This is a genomic window from Serratia sp. NCCP-200 (assembly GCF_059697885.1).
This window is the reverse complement of record NZ_BAAKUJ010000001.1, coordinates 134,725-150,423: the sequence shown is the minus strand read 5'-3', so window position 1 is coordinate 150,423 and position 15,699 is coordinate 134,725. Positions and strand designations below refer to the sequence as shown.

Annotated in this window: 12 protein-coding genes and 1 pseudogene; 7 read left to right on the top strand and 6 right to left on the bottom strand. The window is 52.5% G+C overall.

Features of this window, described 5'->3' with window-relative positions:
* Window positions 1-3: 3 nt before the first annotated feature.
* From AC6HVW_RS00715 to AC6HVW_RS00685, 7 genes and pseudogenes are all read left to right on the top strand, one after another.
* Entirely contained in the window at window positions 4-4,878 is a 4,875-nt protein-coding gene (locus tag AC6HVW_RS00715) for an RHS repeat-associated core domain-containing protein (RefSeq protein ID WP_497569222.1), read from the top strand.
* A gap of 2 nt (window positions 4,879-4,880) precedes the next feature.
* Window positions 4,881-5,228: a hypothetical protein gene (locus tag AC6HVW_RS00710; RefSeq protein WP_059201538.1), complete on the top strand. Its 348-nt coding sequence runs from the start codon at window positions 4,881-4,883 to the stop codon at window positions 5,226-5,228.
* Window positions 5,229-5,424: 196 nt separating this feature from the next.
* The gene (locus AC6HVW_RS00705; RefSeq protein WP_071683925.1) at window positions 5,425-5,805 is read left to right on the top strand and encodes a hypothetical protein; all 381 of its coding nucleotides are present in this window, start codon (window positions 5,425-5,427) and stop codon (window positions 5,803-5,805) included.
* 584 nt (window positions 5,806-6,389) lie between these two features.
* A complete protein-coding gene (locus AC6HVW_RS00700; protein ID WP_137751187.1) occupies window positions 6,390-6,569 on the top strand; it encodes a hypothetical protein in 180 nt (59 codons plus the stop codon).
* A gap of 154 nt (window positions 6,570-6,723) precedes the next feature.
* Window positions 6,724-6,852: pseudogene (locus AC6HVW_RS00695) on the top strand (RHS repeat-associated core domain-containing protein); the annotation flags it as partial.
* A 57-nt stretch (window positions 6,853-6,909) separates the two neighbouring features.
* Window positions 6,910-7,467, top strand: coding sequence for a hypothetical protein (locus AC6HVW_RS00690; RefSeq protein ID WP_223498216.1), 558 nt, complete (start codon window positions 6,910-6,912; stop codon window positions 7,465-7,467).
* Window positions 7,468-7,469: 2 nt separating this feature from the next.
* Window positions 7,470-7,778, top strand: coding sequence for a hypothetical protein (locus tag AC6HVW_RS00685; RefSeq protein WP_037376419.1), 309 nt, complete (start codon window positions 7,470-7,472; stop codon window positions 7,776-7,778).
* Between the two features lie 111 nt (window positions 7,779-7,889).
* Here AC6HVW_RS00685 and AC6HVW_RS00680 read toward each other — a convergent pair whose 3' ends face one another.
* The 6 genes from AC6HVW_RS00680 to AC6HVW_RS00655 all read right to left on the bottom strand — a co-directional run bounded on the left by AC6HVW_RS00680 (window position 7,890) and on the right by AC6HVW_RS00655 (window position 15,699).
* Window positions 7,890-8,921 carry an IS630 family transposase gene (locus AC6HVW_RS00680; protein ID WP_059201542.1) on the bottom strand — a complete coding sequence of 344 codons (1,032 nt, stop codon included), beginning with the start codon at window positions 8,919-8,921 and terminating at the stop codon, window positions 7,890-7,892.
* Between the two features lie 380 nt (window positions 8,922-9,301).
* The gene (locus AC6HVW_RS00675; RefSeq protein WP_071683927.1) at window positions 9,302-10,483 is read right to left on the bottom strand and encodes a c-type cytochrome; all 1,182 of its coding nucleotides are present in this window, start codon (window positions 10,481-10,483) and stop codon (window positions 9,302-9,304) included.
* Window positions 10,480-12,390, bottom strand: a complete 1,911-nt coding sequence (locus AC6HVW_RS00670) for an NAD(P)-binding protein (protein WP_071683928.1) — start codon at window positions 12,388-12,390, stop codon at window positions 10,480-10,482. The genes AC6HVW_RS00675 and AC6HVW_RS00670 overlap by 4 nt, the downstream gene beginning before the upstream one ends.
* A 95-nt stretch (window positions 12,391-12,485) precedes the next feature.
* Entirely contained in the window at window positions 12,486-13,910 is a 1,425-nt protein-coding gene (gene patD, locus AC6HVW_RS00665; protein WP_071683929.1) for an aminobutyraldehyde dehydrogenase, read from the bottom strand.
* A gap of 48 nt (window positions 13,911-13,958) precedes the next feature.
* On the bottom strand, window positions 13,959-14,765 hold the full coding sequence (locus AC6HVW_RS00660) for an ABC transporter permease (protein WP_071683930.1): 807 nt from the start codon (window positions 14,763-14,765) through the stop codon (window positions 13,959-13,961).
* The gene (locus AC6HVW_RS00655) at window positions 14,755-15,699 is read right to left on the bottom strand and encodes an ABC transporter permease (protein ID WP_071683931.1); all 945 of its coding nucleotides are present in this window, start codon (window positions 15,697-15,699) and stop codon (window positions 14,755-14,757) included. Before AC6HVW_RS00655 ends, AC6HVW_RS00660 begins: the two co-directional genes overlap by 11 nt.

The following is a 15,699-nucleotide window of genomic DNA, read 5'->3' as shown; positions in this document are numbered from 1 at the left end:
ACTATGACGACCGAATATATTGCGAGTATTGACAATGCCTTGCTGGGCTTCAAAAACAAGACCCTGATCACCCAAGAGTATCGGCAGATCGTCAAGGAGTGGGCCACGGCCAGCAGCATTTCGGGGCGATTAGGTGGGCCGACGCTGGGGATGGAAAAAACTCTGCGGCTCAACGACAACAAGACCGTGGTCTCGGAAAACGATCGCAGCTTTGAGAGTAGCGTAGTGACCTGCCCGAAGAGTGGCGAGATCAAGGTGGCTCTCGCCTACGAGTCCACGCTTGAACTGCCTATCCCCGATGTAACCATTGAGATCTATGAAGATGTCAGTTTTGGTTTTGACTCCAAGGTGGCTACCCAGCAAACCGATGAGCAAGGCATAGCCCGTTTCCCTGGTCTGACTGCGGGCAAGAAATATTACGTTAAAGCCACCGATCCCCAGCTGGAGCAGCACAATGACCAGATGCTGCAAGCCTATGACGGCCTGATGCTGGAGATGTACGACACCTTGTCAACGCAATGGCAGACCTACAGGCCGCAGTGGCAGTTGAGTCCAATCAATGCCGGCCTGTTGACTGCGCTGGGCTCTGGGTTGTACGACGGCATGTTTGGGCTGTGGGACGACGTGAAACTGGCCTACGACGTGATCACCGACCCCGCAAAGTACGGGCAGAAAATCTATGCGGAAGCGGGTAAGTATAAGGATCTGATCACCCAGGTAGATGAACAGAAGCTGAAGTCGCTGCTGGAAGGCAGCAAGCAGATGGCCCGCGAGCTGTTGGCGCTGTTCAATGATGAAGCTGCGCTGTACCTGTTTATGCGCTCAGTGGAACTGCAAGTGCGTATGTACCCTTGGGGCGCACTACTGGAACCGATGGTAAAAATAGGGGGGTCCATTATCAGCGATGCGTTGGTCGGTATTGTCTTCGGGGCGCTGCTGACCCTGGTGACCGCCGGGTTGGGCGTGGCGTTCCTGATCTATAAGGTAGGCAGATTGCTCAAGAAACTGGGCAACGCATTGCAGTCTGTCTGGCAGGGGCTGAAGACGATTCTGTTTGCCACCCTGGAACTGGTCAAACGGTTCTTTGAGAAGACCCGCCAACTGAACCTCAAGCGCCAGGCCAATGCCAAGTTGAAACAGGATCGGAAAAACCAGCTGGGTTCGTCAAACCATACTGGACTGGTGGATAACTCAGGCACGGTGAAAAACAACCCCGCGACAAATGCGGCTGACCAGCCCACGGTGAACTCGCAGTGCACCCCCGGCACCGGCTGCCCGGTCTCGCTGATCAACGGCGAAGAGTTGCTTACTCTGGACGATGGGCAACTGATTGGCCTGACGCCCTTTATCTTCCAGCGTCAGTACCGCACCACCGCGGTCGAACGCACGTCGGTGTTTGGTTTTGGCTGGAGCCATAGCCTGCAGCATACCGTCGAGTTTATCGATGATGAACTGCACTGGACCGATCACCAGACCCTCACCACCATTCTGCCGTTACCTACCGAAGTTTCCCCAAGTGGGCTTAATTATGTAGCCGGGGCCGCCGCCTATCTGGACAAGGAACCTGACAGCTACTGCCTGATGGCCGGTAGCATGGAAGGCTGGGTGTTGCATGTGCATCGGGTTACGGGGCAAACGACCGGGCGCATCACCGGCCTTTCACACCGCCAGTTGCGGTTGACCCTGCACTATCACGATGGCTTACCTGTTCGGCTGGAACATCCGGCTGGTGCTGCCTTGCAGTTCAGCTATCAGGAATTCCCTCAAGGCTGGCGCCTGACGCAGTTGAGCCTGACCCCAGAATCGGGCCGGGAAGAGGCTCTCCATCCACTGATGACCTATGAGTACGATGAGCGGGGGCAACTGAGTGCCGCTATCAATGCAGCCGGGGAAGCCGAGCGCTATCAGTATCGTGATGACTATGTATTCAGCCTGCGGCAGTTGGCCGGCGGGGCTGAGTTTTATTGGGAATGGCAAGGGGAAGGCAAACAAGCTCGTGCGGTGCGCCACTGGAGCAACCTGCCTAACTTTGACCAACGTTTTCTGTGGGATGAGCAACCCGGGGCCGTCACCCTGGTCCATCAGGACGGTTCACGGGAGACCTGGCAACATGACACCCGCTTTCGCCGCCTGATAAAGAAGGTCGACCCAGACGGGGCGATTCACCACAACGAATACGGTGAACGCGGTGAGCTGCTGAGTGAAACCGATCCGTTGGGCAACCGCACCGAATATGGCTATAACGGTGAACTACAGTGCACTTGGGTGCGCACTCCTGACGGACAAGAGACCCAATACCGTTATTCGCGGGGCCGAGTAGTAGAGAAAACCACCTGGAGCCTCGATCAGGAGGACAAGATCCGTGAACGGTATCGCTACGATACGCAGGGCAACCTGACGGAAGAAACCGATGCGTTGGGCAATACCTGCCACTACCTGTGGTCTGCGCAAGGGGCACTCAACGAGGTGCAATACCCGGATGGCAGCCGCGAGCGCTTTGTCCGCGATGCCTTTGGCCAGGTTCTGGAACACCATCAGCGCAACGGGCTGACCCACTATTATCGCTACAACCTGCTGGGGCAAGTGATCCGGCACAGCGACAGCCCACTGGACGAGGCGGGGGTAAACGGTACCCGTTATACTTGGAATGCCGCCAACCGGCTGGAGGCTATTCACGCGCCTGACGGCTCAGTGCGCCACTACCGGTACAACGCCTACGGCAAGGTGACCAGCGAGCGTGATGAAAAGGGGCTGACCACCCAATACGAATACCATCCAAACTCCCATTTGGTGAGCCGAGTCATTTACCCCGACCTCAGCCAGGTGGAATACCGCTATGACAACCCGAAGAACTTCGTCAGCGACATCATCAACCAGAACGGTGAACATCATCGGCTGGACTATCACCCCAACGGGTTGGTGAGTGAAGAGCACACCGTTGACGGACGCCACTTCCTCTATAACTACGACCTTAACGGGCACCTGACCCAGCGCACCGAGTACGGCACTAGCCAGAGTGAACAGACCGCGCTGGTGACTCGCTACGAGCGGGATGCTGCCGGGAGGCTAGTTCGTAAAGTATTGCCGGACGGCAAGGAAGTCAGTTACGCCTACGATAGTTTTAACCGCCTGCGCCTGGTGGATGACGGGCATTGGCCGCTGGCATACGGTTACGATGAAATTGGTCGACTGACGGAGGAGTATCAGGGCTTTGCCAGCCTGTTTTACGGCTATGACAGCGCGGGCAACCTGACACGCCAACGCCTGCCCGATGGCAACCTGCTGGCTTACCACTACCAACAGGGGCAAGTCTCACGCATTGACCTGAATGGCCGCATACTCAGTGAACACCAGTATCGCGGCGAGCGGGAAACCCGGCGCATCACCGGTGAGGTGGTCAGCGAGTTTGATTATGACGCGCAGCAACGCCTGCGCCATCAACGGGCTACCGCCGTGGTACAGGCAGAAATGGAGGGTGACGCCCCAGACGTGACGCCGGTGATGCAGCGCCGCTACGAGTACGACCCGGCAGGCAACCTGACGCAGATCCTCGACCCGCACAAGGGCAACCGGGAATACCGCTACGATAAGCAACATCGCCTGACCGAAGCGCTGCACCACCCGATAGCCTACCCCGAAGCCTTGCCGCAGGCGCTGCGCTGGCGGGGTATCAGTGAACAATTTACGCACGATGCAGCGGGTAACGTATTGGGGAACGATGCTGCCTCCCGTGGAACACAAGTGCGTGGCAACCTGCTGAAGCAGAAAGGCGATGTGCGGTTCGAGTATGACGAGTTTGGCAACCTGACACGTGAAGTGCGCAGCACCAAGCCACTGTGGGTGCGGGAGTTCCGTTATGACTGCCAGCACCGGCTGGTGGAGTTCATTGAACAACGCCAGGGGCAGAAAACCCATTTTGCCTATACCTATGATGCCTTTGGTCGACGCATCCAAAAGCAGGACCTGCTAGCCCAACGGCCTGATGCCGTAACCCGGTTCTTCTGGCAGGGTGAGCGGATGGTGGCAGAATGCGCCGACGATGATAATATCTTCACAGCGGACGATCCAAAACCGGCGCACCTGGCGACCTATAAAAGCTACCTGTACAGCCCCGGCAGCTTTGTGCCGCTGGCGCAGTTACTGGGTAAAGGACGCAAGTCGGAGATTTACTACTACCTGAATGACCACCTGGGTACCCCGCAGGAACTGGTCAATGGCAAAGGACAGATTGCCTGGAGCGCGGCGTACCGCGCCTACGGCAATCTGGCGGTAGCGTTCGTTGAATCTGTGCCGCAACCACTGCGTTTTCAGGGGCAGTACTTCGATGCAGAAAGCGGGTTGCACTATAACCGGTATCGTTATTACTCGCCGGAGACCGCAAGGTTTATCACGCCTGACCCAATTGGGCTGGCTGGTGGGCTAAACCAGACGCAGTACGTGCCTAACCCTACCGGGTGGGTGGATCCGCTGGGGTTGGCGAATGCGTTGGGAGATTGTCCGCCATCAATTAAGTTCATAAATCCTAAAACTATCCAGTACTCTCAAGATAGTATTAATCCACATTTTAGTGACGGTAATAAAATTAATGATTTAATATTTAGATTGAAAAATGATCCTTCATATATCAATCAAGTTGAGCCAATAAGAAGAGTGAGGATGGTGGATCTCCCTGTTGAAGTCCAAGAAAAACTATTGTCACAAGGAGCGCACAAACATTCAGTATTTTCTTTAGACAACAGAAGGTTATATGCAGCTAAGGAGGCTGGAATATCCCAAATTCCAACACGATGGGCAACACCGGATGATTTGAAAGGGATTAATTTAGTTGACAGGTTCTCCACTAAAACAGGTGGGAAAAATATAAGGGTGAGGAATTAAAAATGGAAAACAGAGCAATTAAAACTCAGTACGGGACAATACATGGAAGAGATGCGCTAATATTAAAGGATGTCAAGTTAGATATGTACCCCATGAGCATTGAGGTGAATGCTTTACTTGATCTGTCTTTTTGTCAGCCGCCCACAGAAAGTAATATTGAAGCTCTAGTTTGTTTTAAATTCAAAAACATAAAGAGCTTAAAAATAATAATGATTGATGAATCAGACTATCAGTTGATAAAGAAGTCTTGTTTTGATTTGATTGTTTCAGGAGGAAATAACAATTACATTTTAAGTACTTATGATCATGTCTTTGATGTGATAGGTCAGTGCGAAGTTGTATATGCTTAAGTGATTAGAAAGGCCGGAGGTTAAGATTTTTTCGGCCTTATATCTTTTTTGTTATATAAGTATATTCCTTTGCCACACCGAATCACCTTGTCGGATATCATGCTTACAGTCACACCAGATTGATATTCTGGCTCTGCCATAACGTCATTGCTATATAACTTAACACATCTCAAAAAAAATTATAAAGTTGCAAAAAATGAACTCAATAGAACGGATATGCAGAGATCTTGGCTTACCTTGCGGGGATGATTTTACTCAAGATTGGACATATGAATTACCTGAGGAATTTCGTACCGAGGAATATCTGAACAAATATATCTTAACTTACTCAAATGATAATTATTCAGAATCAGAGAGAGATTTGCTGATGCAATTGATACTCGATGTTACTAATGATTGTTTAAGTATGGGAATGGATACTAATAATGAAGTTATCGTTAAAGCATTAGATTTGCTTTCAAATAATCACCAGAAGCATTTTCAGTTAATTGAATACTGGGCGTTAGATGGAGAACCACTGGAGGATTGTTTTGTTTTGACTTATAAAGCAAGGGAAATAATAAACAATATTAGATAAATGTTAACCCACTGCTCTCATGATAACTTGACGTAATTCATTAGTTATGTTGTAGATGAGAATGCTGGAACTTCTGATAGTTCCGGCTTTTTACATCACTTATCTTTCCAGTCACTGGATACAGTCCGGTTTATCAAGCAGTAATACATAAAAGTGCCGCGAAAGCTGGGCAAGCGAAAGTCCCCTAGAGCTCCGAAACGATATTTAAGCCAACGAGATCAGCTTAACTCTATTTATCACGCCAAATTGATATTGAAACAAAGAGGTGACAACAGTCTTTCAAAAAGGCCTCAACATATGGGGAAAGATATTGATGATAATGGCAGTCCATTAACCAGCCATCCTAAACGGGGACAGTAAAAGTGAAATTAAATAAAAAGAAAAGGCTGAAAGCGATGGGGTTTTTAGGGGGGGTGTTAAGCCCCTTCAACTCAAATATCACTACTGTGGAGTGAGGATATATTTGAATGCAATTTCTCCGATAAGTCAAGCATTTTTAAATTATTTGATAAATATATAAAAAGTGATCTGGCATCATCCCTGCTTGGATGTTTTTAACTATTACCGTGCTTGAGAAGTATCTTTTGAATGCTGACGAGTCTTTTGAAGATGCTTTGCATAAGTTAGTATTTGGTGACATCTTAGAAGATCCCCACCATTTTATGAAATTACTTCTTGAGTATGCAATTGAAATCTCAATCAATCAAGAAATAGATGATAATAAAAAAGGAATTTATAACTATAAAGTGAATGAAATGATATAAAGGTAGCTCAGAAAGGTCGATATGAAAATATCGACCTGAACAATCTGAATGACTACCTAGGTCCCCCGAGGAACTGGTCAACGGCAAAGGACAGATTGCCTGGAGCGCGGCGTACCGCGCCTACGGCAATCTGGCGGTAGCGTTCGTTGAATCTGTGCCGCAACCACTGCGTTTTCAGGGGCAGTACTTCGATGTAGAAAGCGGGTTGCACTATAACCGGTATCGCTATTACTCGCCGGAGACCGCAAGGTTTATCATCCCTGATCCGATTGGGCTGGCCGGTGGCCTAAACCAGACGCAGTATGTACCTAACCCTACCGGGTGGGTGGATCCGCTTGGTTTGGCTAGCGTTCCTGGAGATTGTCCGGAGCCGCCGGGCACAGGAGTAAGAGCGCATGCGGGTGAAGAACTGGTTGAAGTTTATCGAGTTCAGCCCGTGAGACCTAATTCAGATATTGTTTTAGGTGGTGCATTCTTGCGTGAGCGTGAGAAAGGTAAATCTATAATGCAGGCAAATAATCAGCGGAAGAAATTGCTTGGAAAACTGGAGTCTGATGATCCTGCAGACGCGGTTAGAGCTATGCAGCATGCTCAGGCTGGTGGAGGTAGCAGTCCAGTGATATCTACAACTTTTGATAAAGCTGGGGCAGAACGTGAATTTCGTGAGGCATTAAATGACGGTAGAAATGTGGAGCTTATTACGATTAGAGGTCCAAAAAGTGCTGGCATAGATTTCAATCTGGAACTTGAAACTAGAGGTGGAAGAACAAAACCCAATAGGTTTAGAGATGAGGAAATGAATGAGTTCGGAATTAAGGATCTATATGTTCCGCCTAAGGGAAAAGGAACTAGTAAATCAGGTTTCAAAATTGTTGATGTGAAAAAAGAGTTGGAGTAACTATGCGAAAAGATAAAGTTTTCTGGAAGAAGGAAGTTGTTGGGTTTCTACTGAATGGTAGAATGGATAACTTTGATTTATATGGAGAATGGGAGCCATTGGCAAGTGTTCATCATGATGAGTTTATCGCTTGCATAGAAGCAGATGAAGATGAAGTATATGTTTGTGTAGGTAGCAATGAAAAGGGAAGGATAGGGAATGTCGCTGATATTCCAGATGAGCAAATAAGCATTCGATGCAGAGGATCTTACACGGATATTAATTCAGTACAGGATACTGAAGAGTATTATAGAAAATATCTGCATTATTAATTTAATATGCAAATGATTTTTGTAATGATACAGTAGGGTTAGCTGCCGATTTCCAGCAGTTAACTCTCCATATCAATAACTGGCGTTCCTAAATAGCTGCGCTTAATACCGCTACACTTTTGCCAGACCCTGTTTCTCTCCAGGGAATGGGCCGGCGGTTTCCATAAAATGACGAACCTTTTTCAACAACTGCCACATTGAACGGCACTGATGATTGCGGGTTATTGTGTCATGAAGCGCCTGCCATAAACGCTCAACGTGGTTCACCCACGGCGAGTAAACCGGCTGATAAATCACCCTGAACTTTGGATTCGCCTTTAGCCAACGCTGTGTTTCATGGCTTTTATGGATAATGTAGTTATCCACGATGAGTGTGATGGTTTTTGCCCGTCTGTATGTGGCTTTAAGGTGTTTAAGCAGGCTGATGAACAACACCGAGCTTTTGCTGTTGCCACCTACGTAACTGACCTTTCCCGTACCGCTGTGTAAGGCCCCGGCAAGGTAGTATTTTTCATTCTGGCCCGGCGTTACCACTCGCTTTTGTTGTCCGCGAAGTTGCCAGTCTGCGCCGATTTTTGGGTTGAGATGGATATCCACTTCATCCTCATAAAAGACCGGATGTTCTGCACTACATTTAGCCAGCGCGTTATGGATTACAGCCATCTTTTCATCCTTGTGTGGGTCACGGATATGCAGGGTTGGTGCTGCCCTGCGCCAGACCAGTCCGGCTAACGGCAACCAGCGACGTACAGTTCCGGCATGTAACGAACATCCTATTATCTCTCTGATTTTTATCGCCAACAGTTCTGTACTCCATCGTGAACGCTGATACCCAAAATCGCCGGGAGAGTGCTTTATCAGTTCGCGTAACAATGTGCAGATGTGTTCAAAAGACCAGCGTCGAGAGCGCCCGGCAGGCAAGGATTTCAGACCTTCGACACCCGATAATGTAAACCAGTTAATCCAGCGGCCTACGGATGAACGGGCACAACAGAGAGTTCTTGCGACGTCGCTGACGCGTTCTCCACGGTGCAACATCAACATAGCCATAAGCCTGCGGGCATGATTTTTATCTGGTGTTTTATGGATGATTTTCTGCATCTGGCGTCGTTCATTTCGGGGGATGGGTGCTATGATCGGCATAACTCAGTCCGGTTGGTGATTTTGGTTGGTTTGGCGATTGATCAGATCGCACAACCCGGGCTGAGTTCCCTTTAAGTGATCTACTATTAGGCGCAGCTATTTAGGTGAAGTAGTTTATACAAACCTTGATCCATACGCCTGAGTATTATGACGAGCTTATTCGGAAGGGAAAACACGATGGTTAATTATTTTTTAATTAGCTGCATCAGATATCGCAGACATGATGTTAATTTGGTGTATACGGTGGGGTTTGCCTGGGTACGATATACGGCGCTTCGACAATCTGGAGGTGGCATTCGATGAGAGTGGCTGAAGTTATAGGGTTCGAACATGTTCGAACCCTATAAAACAAGCACAGAGTAACACACCGCAACACTCTGTTATTTAGTCAGCTTCCACGCATCCCGTACCTGTTCCGCCGTCACCGGCGCAGCCTGGTTCCCCCAGCTCCCGCGCAGATAGCTCATCAGATCGGCAGCCTTCTGATCGTTGAGCACCCAGCCATAGCCCGGCATAACGATCGATGGTGCATGTTGGGTGACCGGCGTATGCGCCCCCTCCAGCACCACGCGCAAGGCGGTCAGTGGATTATCCGCCGTCACCGACAGATTACCCGCCAGAGCAGGTATGACGTTGTCGCTCCCCTCCCCCTTATTGCCATGGCAAGTTGAACAGTACATCGCATAGATCTGCCCGCCAGAAGCCATGCTCGCGCTTGATGCCGCCATGGTTGCTACAGGTTTCGGTGCCTCTATCTCCAGGCTGTGTACATACTGCGCGATAGCCTTTAAATCGTCATCACTGAGGTATTGCGTGCTATGCGCCACCACGTCGCTCATCGGCCCGGCCACAGCCGCGTGTTGGCTACGGCCGCTTTTCAGCAGCGCAACCACATCATCCGGCTTCAACCCACGCAGGCTCGGGGCATACCAACCATCCAACTCTGCGCCGCTCAGGAACTCAGGGGATTGGTTATCCAGCCCTTTTTCCTGCATCGCCCAGCCGCGCGGAGTATGGCAACTGCCACAGTGGCCCAGCCCCTGTACCAGATAAGCACCGCGATTCCACTGGGCGCTTTGCTTACTGTCTGGCTGATAGGTTTGGTCTTCATGGAACAGCGTATTCCATACCGCTAACGGCCAACGCATGGACATTGGCCAGCTGATATCGCTTTCCCGGTTGGCAGTGTCTTGCGCCGGGACTTCGTGCATCAGGTAGTCATACAGAGCACGCATGTCCTGCTCGCTCATTTTGGCGTAGGAGGTATAAGGCATGGCGGGATACAGACGATGCCCATCTTTGGCCACGCCCTGCCGCATGGCACGATCGAACTCTGCAAAGCTGTAACTGCCAATACCTTGCTGTTTATCGGGCGTAATATTGGTGGCATAGATATCCCCTACCGGCGTTGGGAACTTCATCCCGCCCGCCAGTTCCTTACCACCCGGAGCGGTATGGCAAGCCGTACAGTCCCCTGCCTTGGCCACGTATTCCCCGGCGGACATGGCGTGAGCCGAGCCACCAGCCAGCAACAGCATCAGATACCACGGACGTAATGTCATACCCCCTCCTTGGCAGCAACCTTGCCGTAGGCCAGTTCATTCACGGCTCGCCAAGCCTGATCGATCGCCGAGTTGGCATACGGGCTCCAGTCGGAATCGGAATTGGCAATGACGATCTTGCCGATCGGTTGCCGCGCGGTTTCGATGATCTTTTGGGACTCATCTTCATCATCGAACATACCGTTGAGGAAATAGGAGTAACCGTGCGACCAGCGGTTGACGGTGATCGCCTGAATATCCCGCTGATGATCAAATCCGGCATCACCTAACATTCCCTGCAGCTGCTCACGGATCATCTTCTCATGTACCTCAAACGGGGTTCCTAGCAACAGCGCTCGCCCTTTGCGCGACTGTTCACGCGGGCTAAGGCCGCTGCCGGGCAATGTCGGCACATACACCATATGCAACCCGATAGGCTGGTTTGGATCGCGTGGGTGCTGATATCCCCCCATGCTTACCGGGTAGTCCAATTTCACCCGGCTATAAGGCGCGGTCGGGGCATAGACTTCGTGCACTCCCAGTTTGATAAACGGCTGCCAGTTGCGGATCACCACCTTACTGTACACCAATGGCGATTTGACGTTCTGCTTCAGCGCCTCTTGCTGCTCGTGAGGCATTTCCGGGATCAGATAAGGGATCATCATATTGTAACCGGCCATCACCACCTGCCCGGCCCGCACTTTGACCATCTTCTCGCCGTTGATATAGGTCACCTCGGCCTTATCACCCACGTTGGCCACGTGCAGCCCGGTGCTGTTCAAGCGTAGTTTCACCGGCGAATCGGGGCGATCCAGCTGGCTGTAATCAAACTTTGCCAGGATGACGTCGTTCATATCTTTGCCACCCGGTGCCACCGCCGGGATCAAATGACGCACCATCAGGCGAGCCAGCGTAGCGTTGCCATCCGGGAAGTGGAATACATAGGGATCGTCAAGATCGGCCTGCGATTCCTCATCCAACGGCGGCAGGTTCATGCCGTTCAGGCCTGGCAGATCACAGATGCGGGCATCGCTGCAAGAGGTCGCATCAATGCCGACGGCCTGAAAATCGTTGGTGGTTTGCTGGAAATAGCGGATCGCCATTTCGCTCAGCCCCACTTTCTCGCGCAGGAACTGGCTATAGCTGTGCTTGTCCAACCAGGCTACCTTCTCTTCCTGGCTCAGGCCCGGCAGGTAGTCTTTTTCGACGGTGTGCAACGCAATCAAGGCCTGGCGATCGGCCTGCGGCAACGGGAAGTCGTTGATAAAATCTTCATAAGAGCGACCATTGAGGCGATCACGCGGAATATCATCCGCCACCACTCGGCCCGGATCGCCACTCACTACCTTATCAACGCCAAAGTTCTGGCGATCAAAGTAGACGCCACGGCTGAGATTGAGGTCCGGATAGAAAGTGGTGTCGAAGGCCTTTTCCATACCGTCCAGGCTAACGCCCAGATTTTTCAGCAACCCCATGGCGACCGGGCTGAAGTTGGAACGCGGCGACTGTAACGATTCGCTGCCCCCGTAACCGAGGAGGGTGCCGTTCTCGCTGCTGAATTCGTTACGCTTGGCGTGGCCGCCAAAGTCATCATGGTTATCAATCAGCAAAATACGTTGCTGTTTGCCCTTCATTTGCTGCCAGAAACAGGCCGCCGCCAGGCCGCTGATGCCAGCGCCAACGACCACCAGATCGAATTCTTCCTCGATCGGCAGGTTGACAAAATCAAAGGTTTTGCCATCACGCCCCAGTTGGTGGGCATGTTCGAAGGAGCCTGGGTGATTGCCACGCAGACCAGTTAACGCGGGTGGGTAATACAGGGTTTGATGGGCGGCTTGCGGCGATGCGCGCAGGATCTGCATCGGCGTAAGCCCGGCGGCGATGGTGATCGCCACCCCATTAAGAAAATCGCGACGGGTGATAGCCATAAAAGCGTCCTTTTATTCTTTATTATTATCAGGCCAGCCGAAACCAGCCTGAGAGCCGCGTTATTGTGCGTATAAATCCTGTCAGATCAAGCAGATTAGTGTTTGAACATGACGTGGCGAATGGTGGTGTAATCCTCCAGTCCGTACATCGACATGTCTTTGCCATAGCCAGACAGCTTCTGCCCGCCGTGCGGCATTTCGCTCACCAGCATAAAGTGGGTGTTCACCCAGGTGCAGCCATACTGCAAACGCGCGCTCAGGCGGTGGGCACGGCCTACGTCACGTGTCCACAAAGAGGAAGCCAAGCCGTAATTGGAGGCGTTGGCCCAGGCCAGTACCTGCGCCTCGTCGTCGAATTCTGTCACCGTCACTACTGGGCCAAACACTTCACGCTGGACAATCTCATCTTCCTGGCGCGCGCCTGCCAACAGCGTTGGTTGGAAATAGAAGCCAGGGCCAGCGACTTTTTCGCCCCCGGTGACCACCTGGATATGAGGCAGTGCTTTGGCCCGCTCAACAAAGCCAATCACCCGCTCCAGATGCTGGGAAGTGATCAACGGTCCTAATTCGGTACTGCTGTCTTCCGGTGGCCCGATCTTCAAGCTGGCCACCGCTTCACCCAGCGCTTTCACCAGCTGTGGGTAAATGCCTTTTTGCGCATAGATCCGACAGGCGGCGGTGCAATCCTGCCCGGCATTGTAAAAACCGAAGGTGCGGATGCCGTCAACAACCTGCTGAATGTCGGCATCATCGAAGACGATTACCGGCGCTTTGCCGCCCAGCTCCATATGGGTGCGTTTAATCCCTGGAGCGGTATGGGCAATGATATGTTCGCCGGTAGCAATAGAGCCGGTAAGAGACACCATGCGCACCTTGTCGTGGCCGGTCAGCACATCGCCCACGCTGGCACCACGGCCAAACAGCACGTTGAGCACTCCCGATGGGAACACGCCAGCGGCCAGTTCGGCCAGCTTGAAGGTGGTTAACGGCGTCTGTTCAGAAGGTTTGATCACCACGCAGTTCCCTGCCGCCAATGCGGGTGCCAACTTCCAGGCGGCCATCATCAGTGGGTAATTCCAGGGAGCAATCGAAGCCACCACGCCCAACGGATCGCGGCGGATCATCGAAGTGTGCCCCGCCAGATATTCACCGGCCGCCATGCCACTCAAGCAACGGCTGGCACCGGCAAAGAAGCGGAAGACATCGGCCACCGCAGGCAGTTCGTCATTCAGCGCACAGTGATAAGGCTTGCCGCAGTTGAGAGACTCCAGTTTGGCGAAGGTTTCCGCATGCTGGTCAATCACGTCCGCCAGCGCCAGTAAGTGTTCGGCACGCTCTTTCGGGGTGGTTTGCCCCCACTGTTCAAACGCCGCATCGGCGGCCTGCACGGCCTCTTCAACCTGCTGTGCGCTGGCCTCGGCCACTTGAACAATCACTTCTCCCGTTGCCGGGTTGTAGACCGGCAACTTTTCGCCCTGGCCGGTAACCAGTTGACCATTAATCAGCAGTTGGCTTTGCATAGGGTTATCCTTTGAAATATTGGCATAAGCTATTTAGGAATTGAGGTGCTATTTACCGCTGCCTGCGACGCTTTCTCCGCCTTTGGTCAGGTAGTACGCGCCCAGGATCGGGAACATCGTCAATACCATCACCGACAGCGCGACCACGTTGGTGATCGGCACATCACGTGGGCGGCCCAACTGGTTCAGCAGCCACAGCGGCAGCGTACGTTCGTGCCCGGCGGTGAAGGTGGTCACAATGATTTCGTCGAATGACAGGGCAAACGCCAGCATTCCTCCCGCCAGCAGTGCCGAGCCCAGATTCGGCAAGATCACGTAACGGAAGGTCTGCCAGCCATCGGCCCCCAAATCCATCGAGGCTTCGATCAGGCTGTGTGAGGTACGGCGGAAGCGGGCGATCACGTTGTTGAACACGATCACCACGCAGAAGGTGGCATGGCCGATGACGATCGTCATGATCCCCGGTTCGATGTTCAGCGCCTTGAAGGCCGCCAGCAATGCCAGACCGGTGACGATCCCCGGTAAGGCAATAGGTAACAGCAGCAGCAGAGAAATGCTGTCCTTGCCGAAGAAATCCCGGCGATACAAAGCCGCTGCGGCCAGCGTGCCAAGCACCAGCGCAATCGCCGTGGCCAGGCAGGCGATCTGTACCGAAAGCAGTACCGCATCAATAATGTCCTGCCGCCCCGCCGCTACGCTAAACCAATGCAGGGTAAAGCCCTGCGGTGGGAAGCTGAATGCCGCGTCTTCGGTATTGAAGGCGTACATGGCAATAATCACTATCGGGAAGTGCAGGAAGATCAGGCCACCCCAGGCGGCCAGTTTCAGCCCTAACGGCGCGCGTTCAGAGTGCATTGAAGGCCCCCAGGCGTTTCACAATCGAGAGATAAATGGCGATCAGAACGATCGGCACCAGCGTAAAGGCGGCCGCCATCGGCATATTGCCGATCGCCCCCTGTTGGGCATACACCATGCTGCCAATAAAGTAGCCCGGCGGCCCCACCAACTGCGGCACGATAAAATCACCCAGCGTCAGCGAAAAAGTGAAGATGGAACCGGCTGCGATACCCGGTACCGCCAGCGGCAGGATCACATAGCGGAACGTTTGGGACGGGCGCGCGCCCAGATCCGCAGAAGCGTGCAGCAACGAAGGCGGCAAGCGCTCTAACGCCGCCTGGATCGGTAAGATCATGAACGGCAGCCAAATATAGACAAACACCAGGAAGCGCCCAAGACCGGAAGTGGATAGCGTATTACCCCCTACGCCGGGAATGCTCAGAATGCTCGCCAATACCGGCTCCAGCCCCATATGTTGCAGGAACCACTGCGCCACGCCGTCTTTCGCCAGCAGCAGCGTCCAGGCATAGGCTTTAACGATGTAGCTGGCCCACATCGGCATCATCACGGCGATATAAAAGAACGCCTTCACCTTGCCGCTGGTGTATCGTGCCATGTAATAGGCGATGGGGAATGCCAATACCGCACTGGCCAGCGAAACGACCACCGCCATGGTCAGCGTACGCACGATGATGTCGTAGTTGGCCGGGTTGAACAGCGCGCTCAGGTTGGCGAAGGTCAGTTCCGGCGTCACCGTCATGGTGAAATCGTCGAAGGTGTAAAAGCCCTGCCACAGCAGGGTCAGCAGCGAGCCAAGATACACTGCCCCAAACCACAGCAGCGGTGGCACCAGCAACAGCAGCAGATACAGCGTTGGCTTGCGGTACAGGTAGGTGGAAATCGCGCGAATTTTACCGCCGGGCGCTGCCGGCTGCTCGATGCTCACGTCCAT

What these genes read in the sequence shown, in the direction of transcription:
- AC6HVW_RS00715 (WP_497569222.1), top strand. Translation starts at nt 4, where the DNA reads ATGACGACCGAATATATTGCGAGTATTGACAATGCCTTGCTGGGCTTC.
- AC6HVW_RS00710 (WP_059201538.1), top strand. Translation starts at nt 4,881, where the DNA reads ATGGAAAACAGAGCAATTAAAACTCAGTACGGGACAATACATGGAAGA.
- AC6HVW_RS00705 (WP_071683925.1), top strand. Translation starts at nt 5,425, where the DNA reads ATGAACTCAATAGAACGGATATGCAGAGATCTTGGCTTACCTTGCGGG.
- AC6HVW_RS00685 (WP_037376419.1), top strand. Translation starts at nt 7,470, where the DNA reads ATGCGAAAAGATAAAGTTTTCTGGAAGAAGGAAGTTGTTGGGTTTCTA.
- AC6HVW_RS00680 (WP_059201542.1), bottom strand. Translation starts at nt 8,921, where the DNA reads ATGCCGATCATAGCACCCATCCCCCGAAATGAACGACGCCAGATGCAG.
- AC6HVW_RS00675 (WP_071683927.1), bottom strand. Translation starts at nt 10,483, where the DNA reads ATGACATTACGTCCGTGGTATCTGATGCTGTTGCTGGCTGGTGGCTCG.
- AC6HVW_RS00670 (WP_071683928.1), bottom strand. Translation starts at nt 12,390, where the DNA reads ATGGCTATCACCCGTCGCGATTTTCTTAATGGGGTGGCGATCACCATC.
- patD (WP_071683929.1), bottom strand. Translation starts at nt 13,910, where the DNA reads ATGCAAAGCCAACTGCTGATTAATGGTCAACTGGTTACCGGCCAGGGC.
- AC6HVW_RS00660 (WP_071683930.1), bottom strand. Translation starts at nt 14,765, where the DNA reads ATGCACTCTGAACGCGCGCCGTTAGGGCTGAAACTGGCCGCCTGGGGT.
- AC6HVW_RS00655 (WP_071683931.1), bottom strand. Translation starts at nt 15,699, where the DNA reads ATGGACGTGAGCATCGAGCAGCCGGCAGCGCCCGGCGGTAAAATTCGC.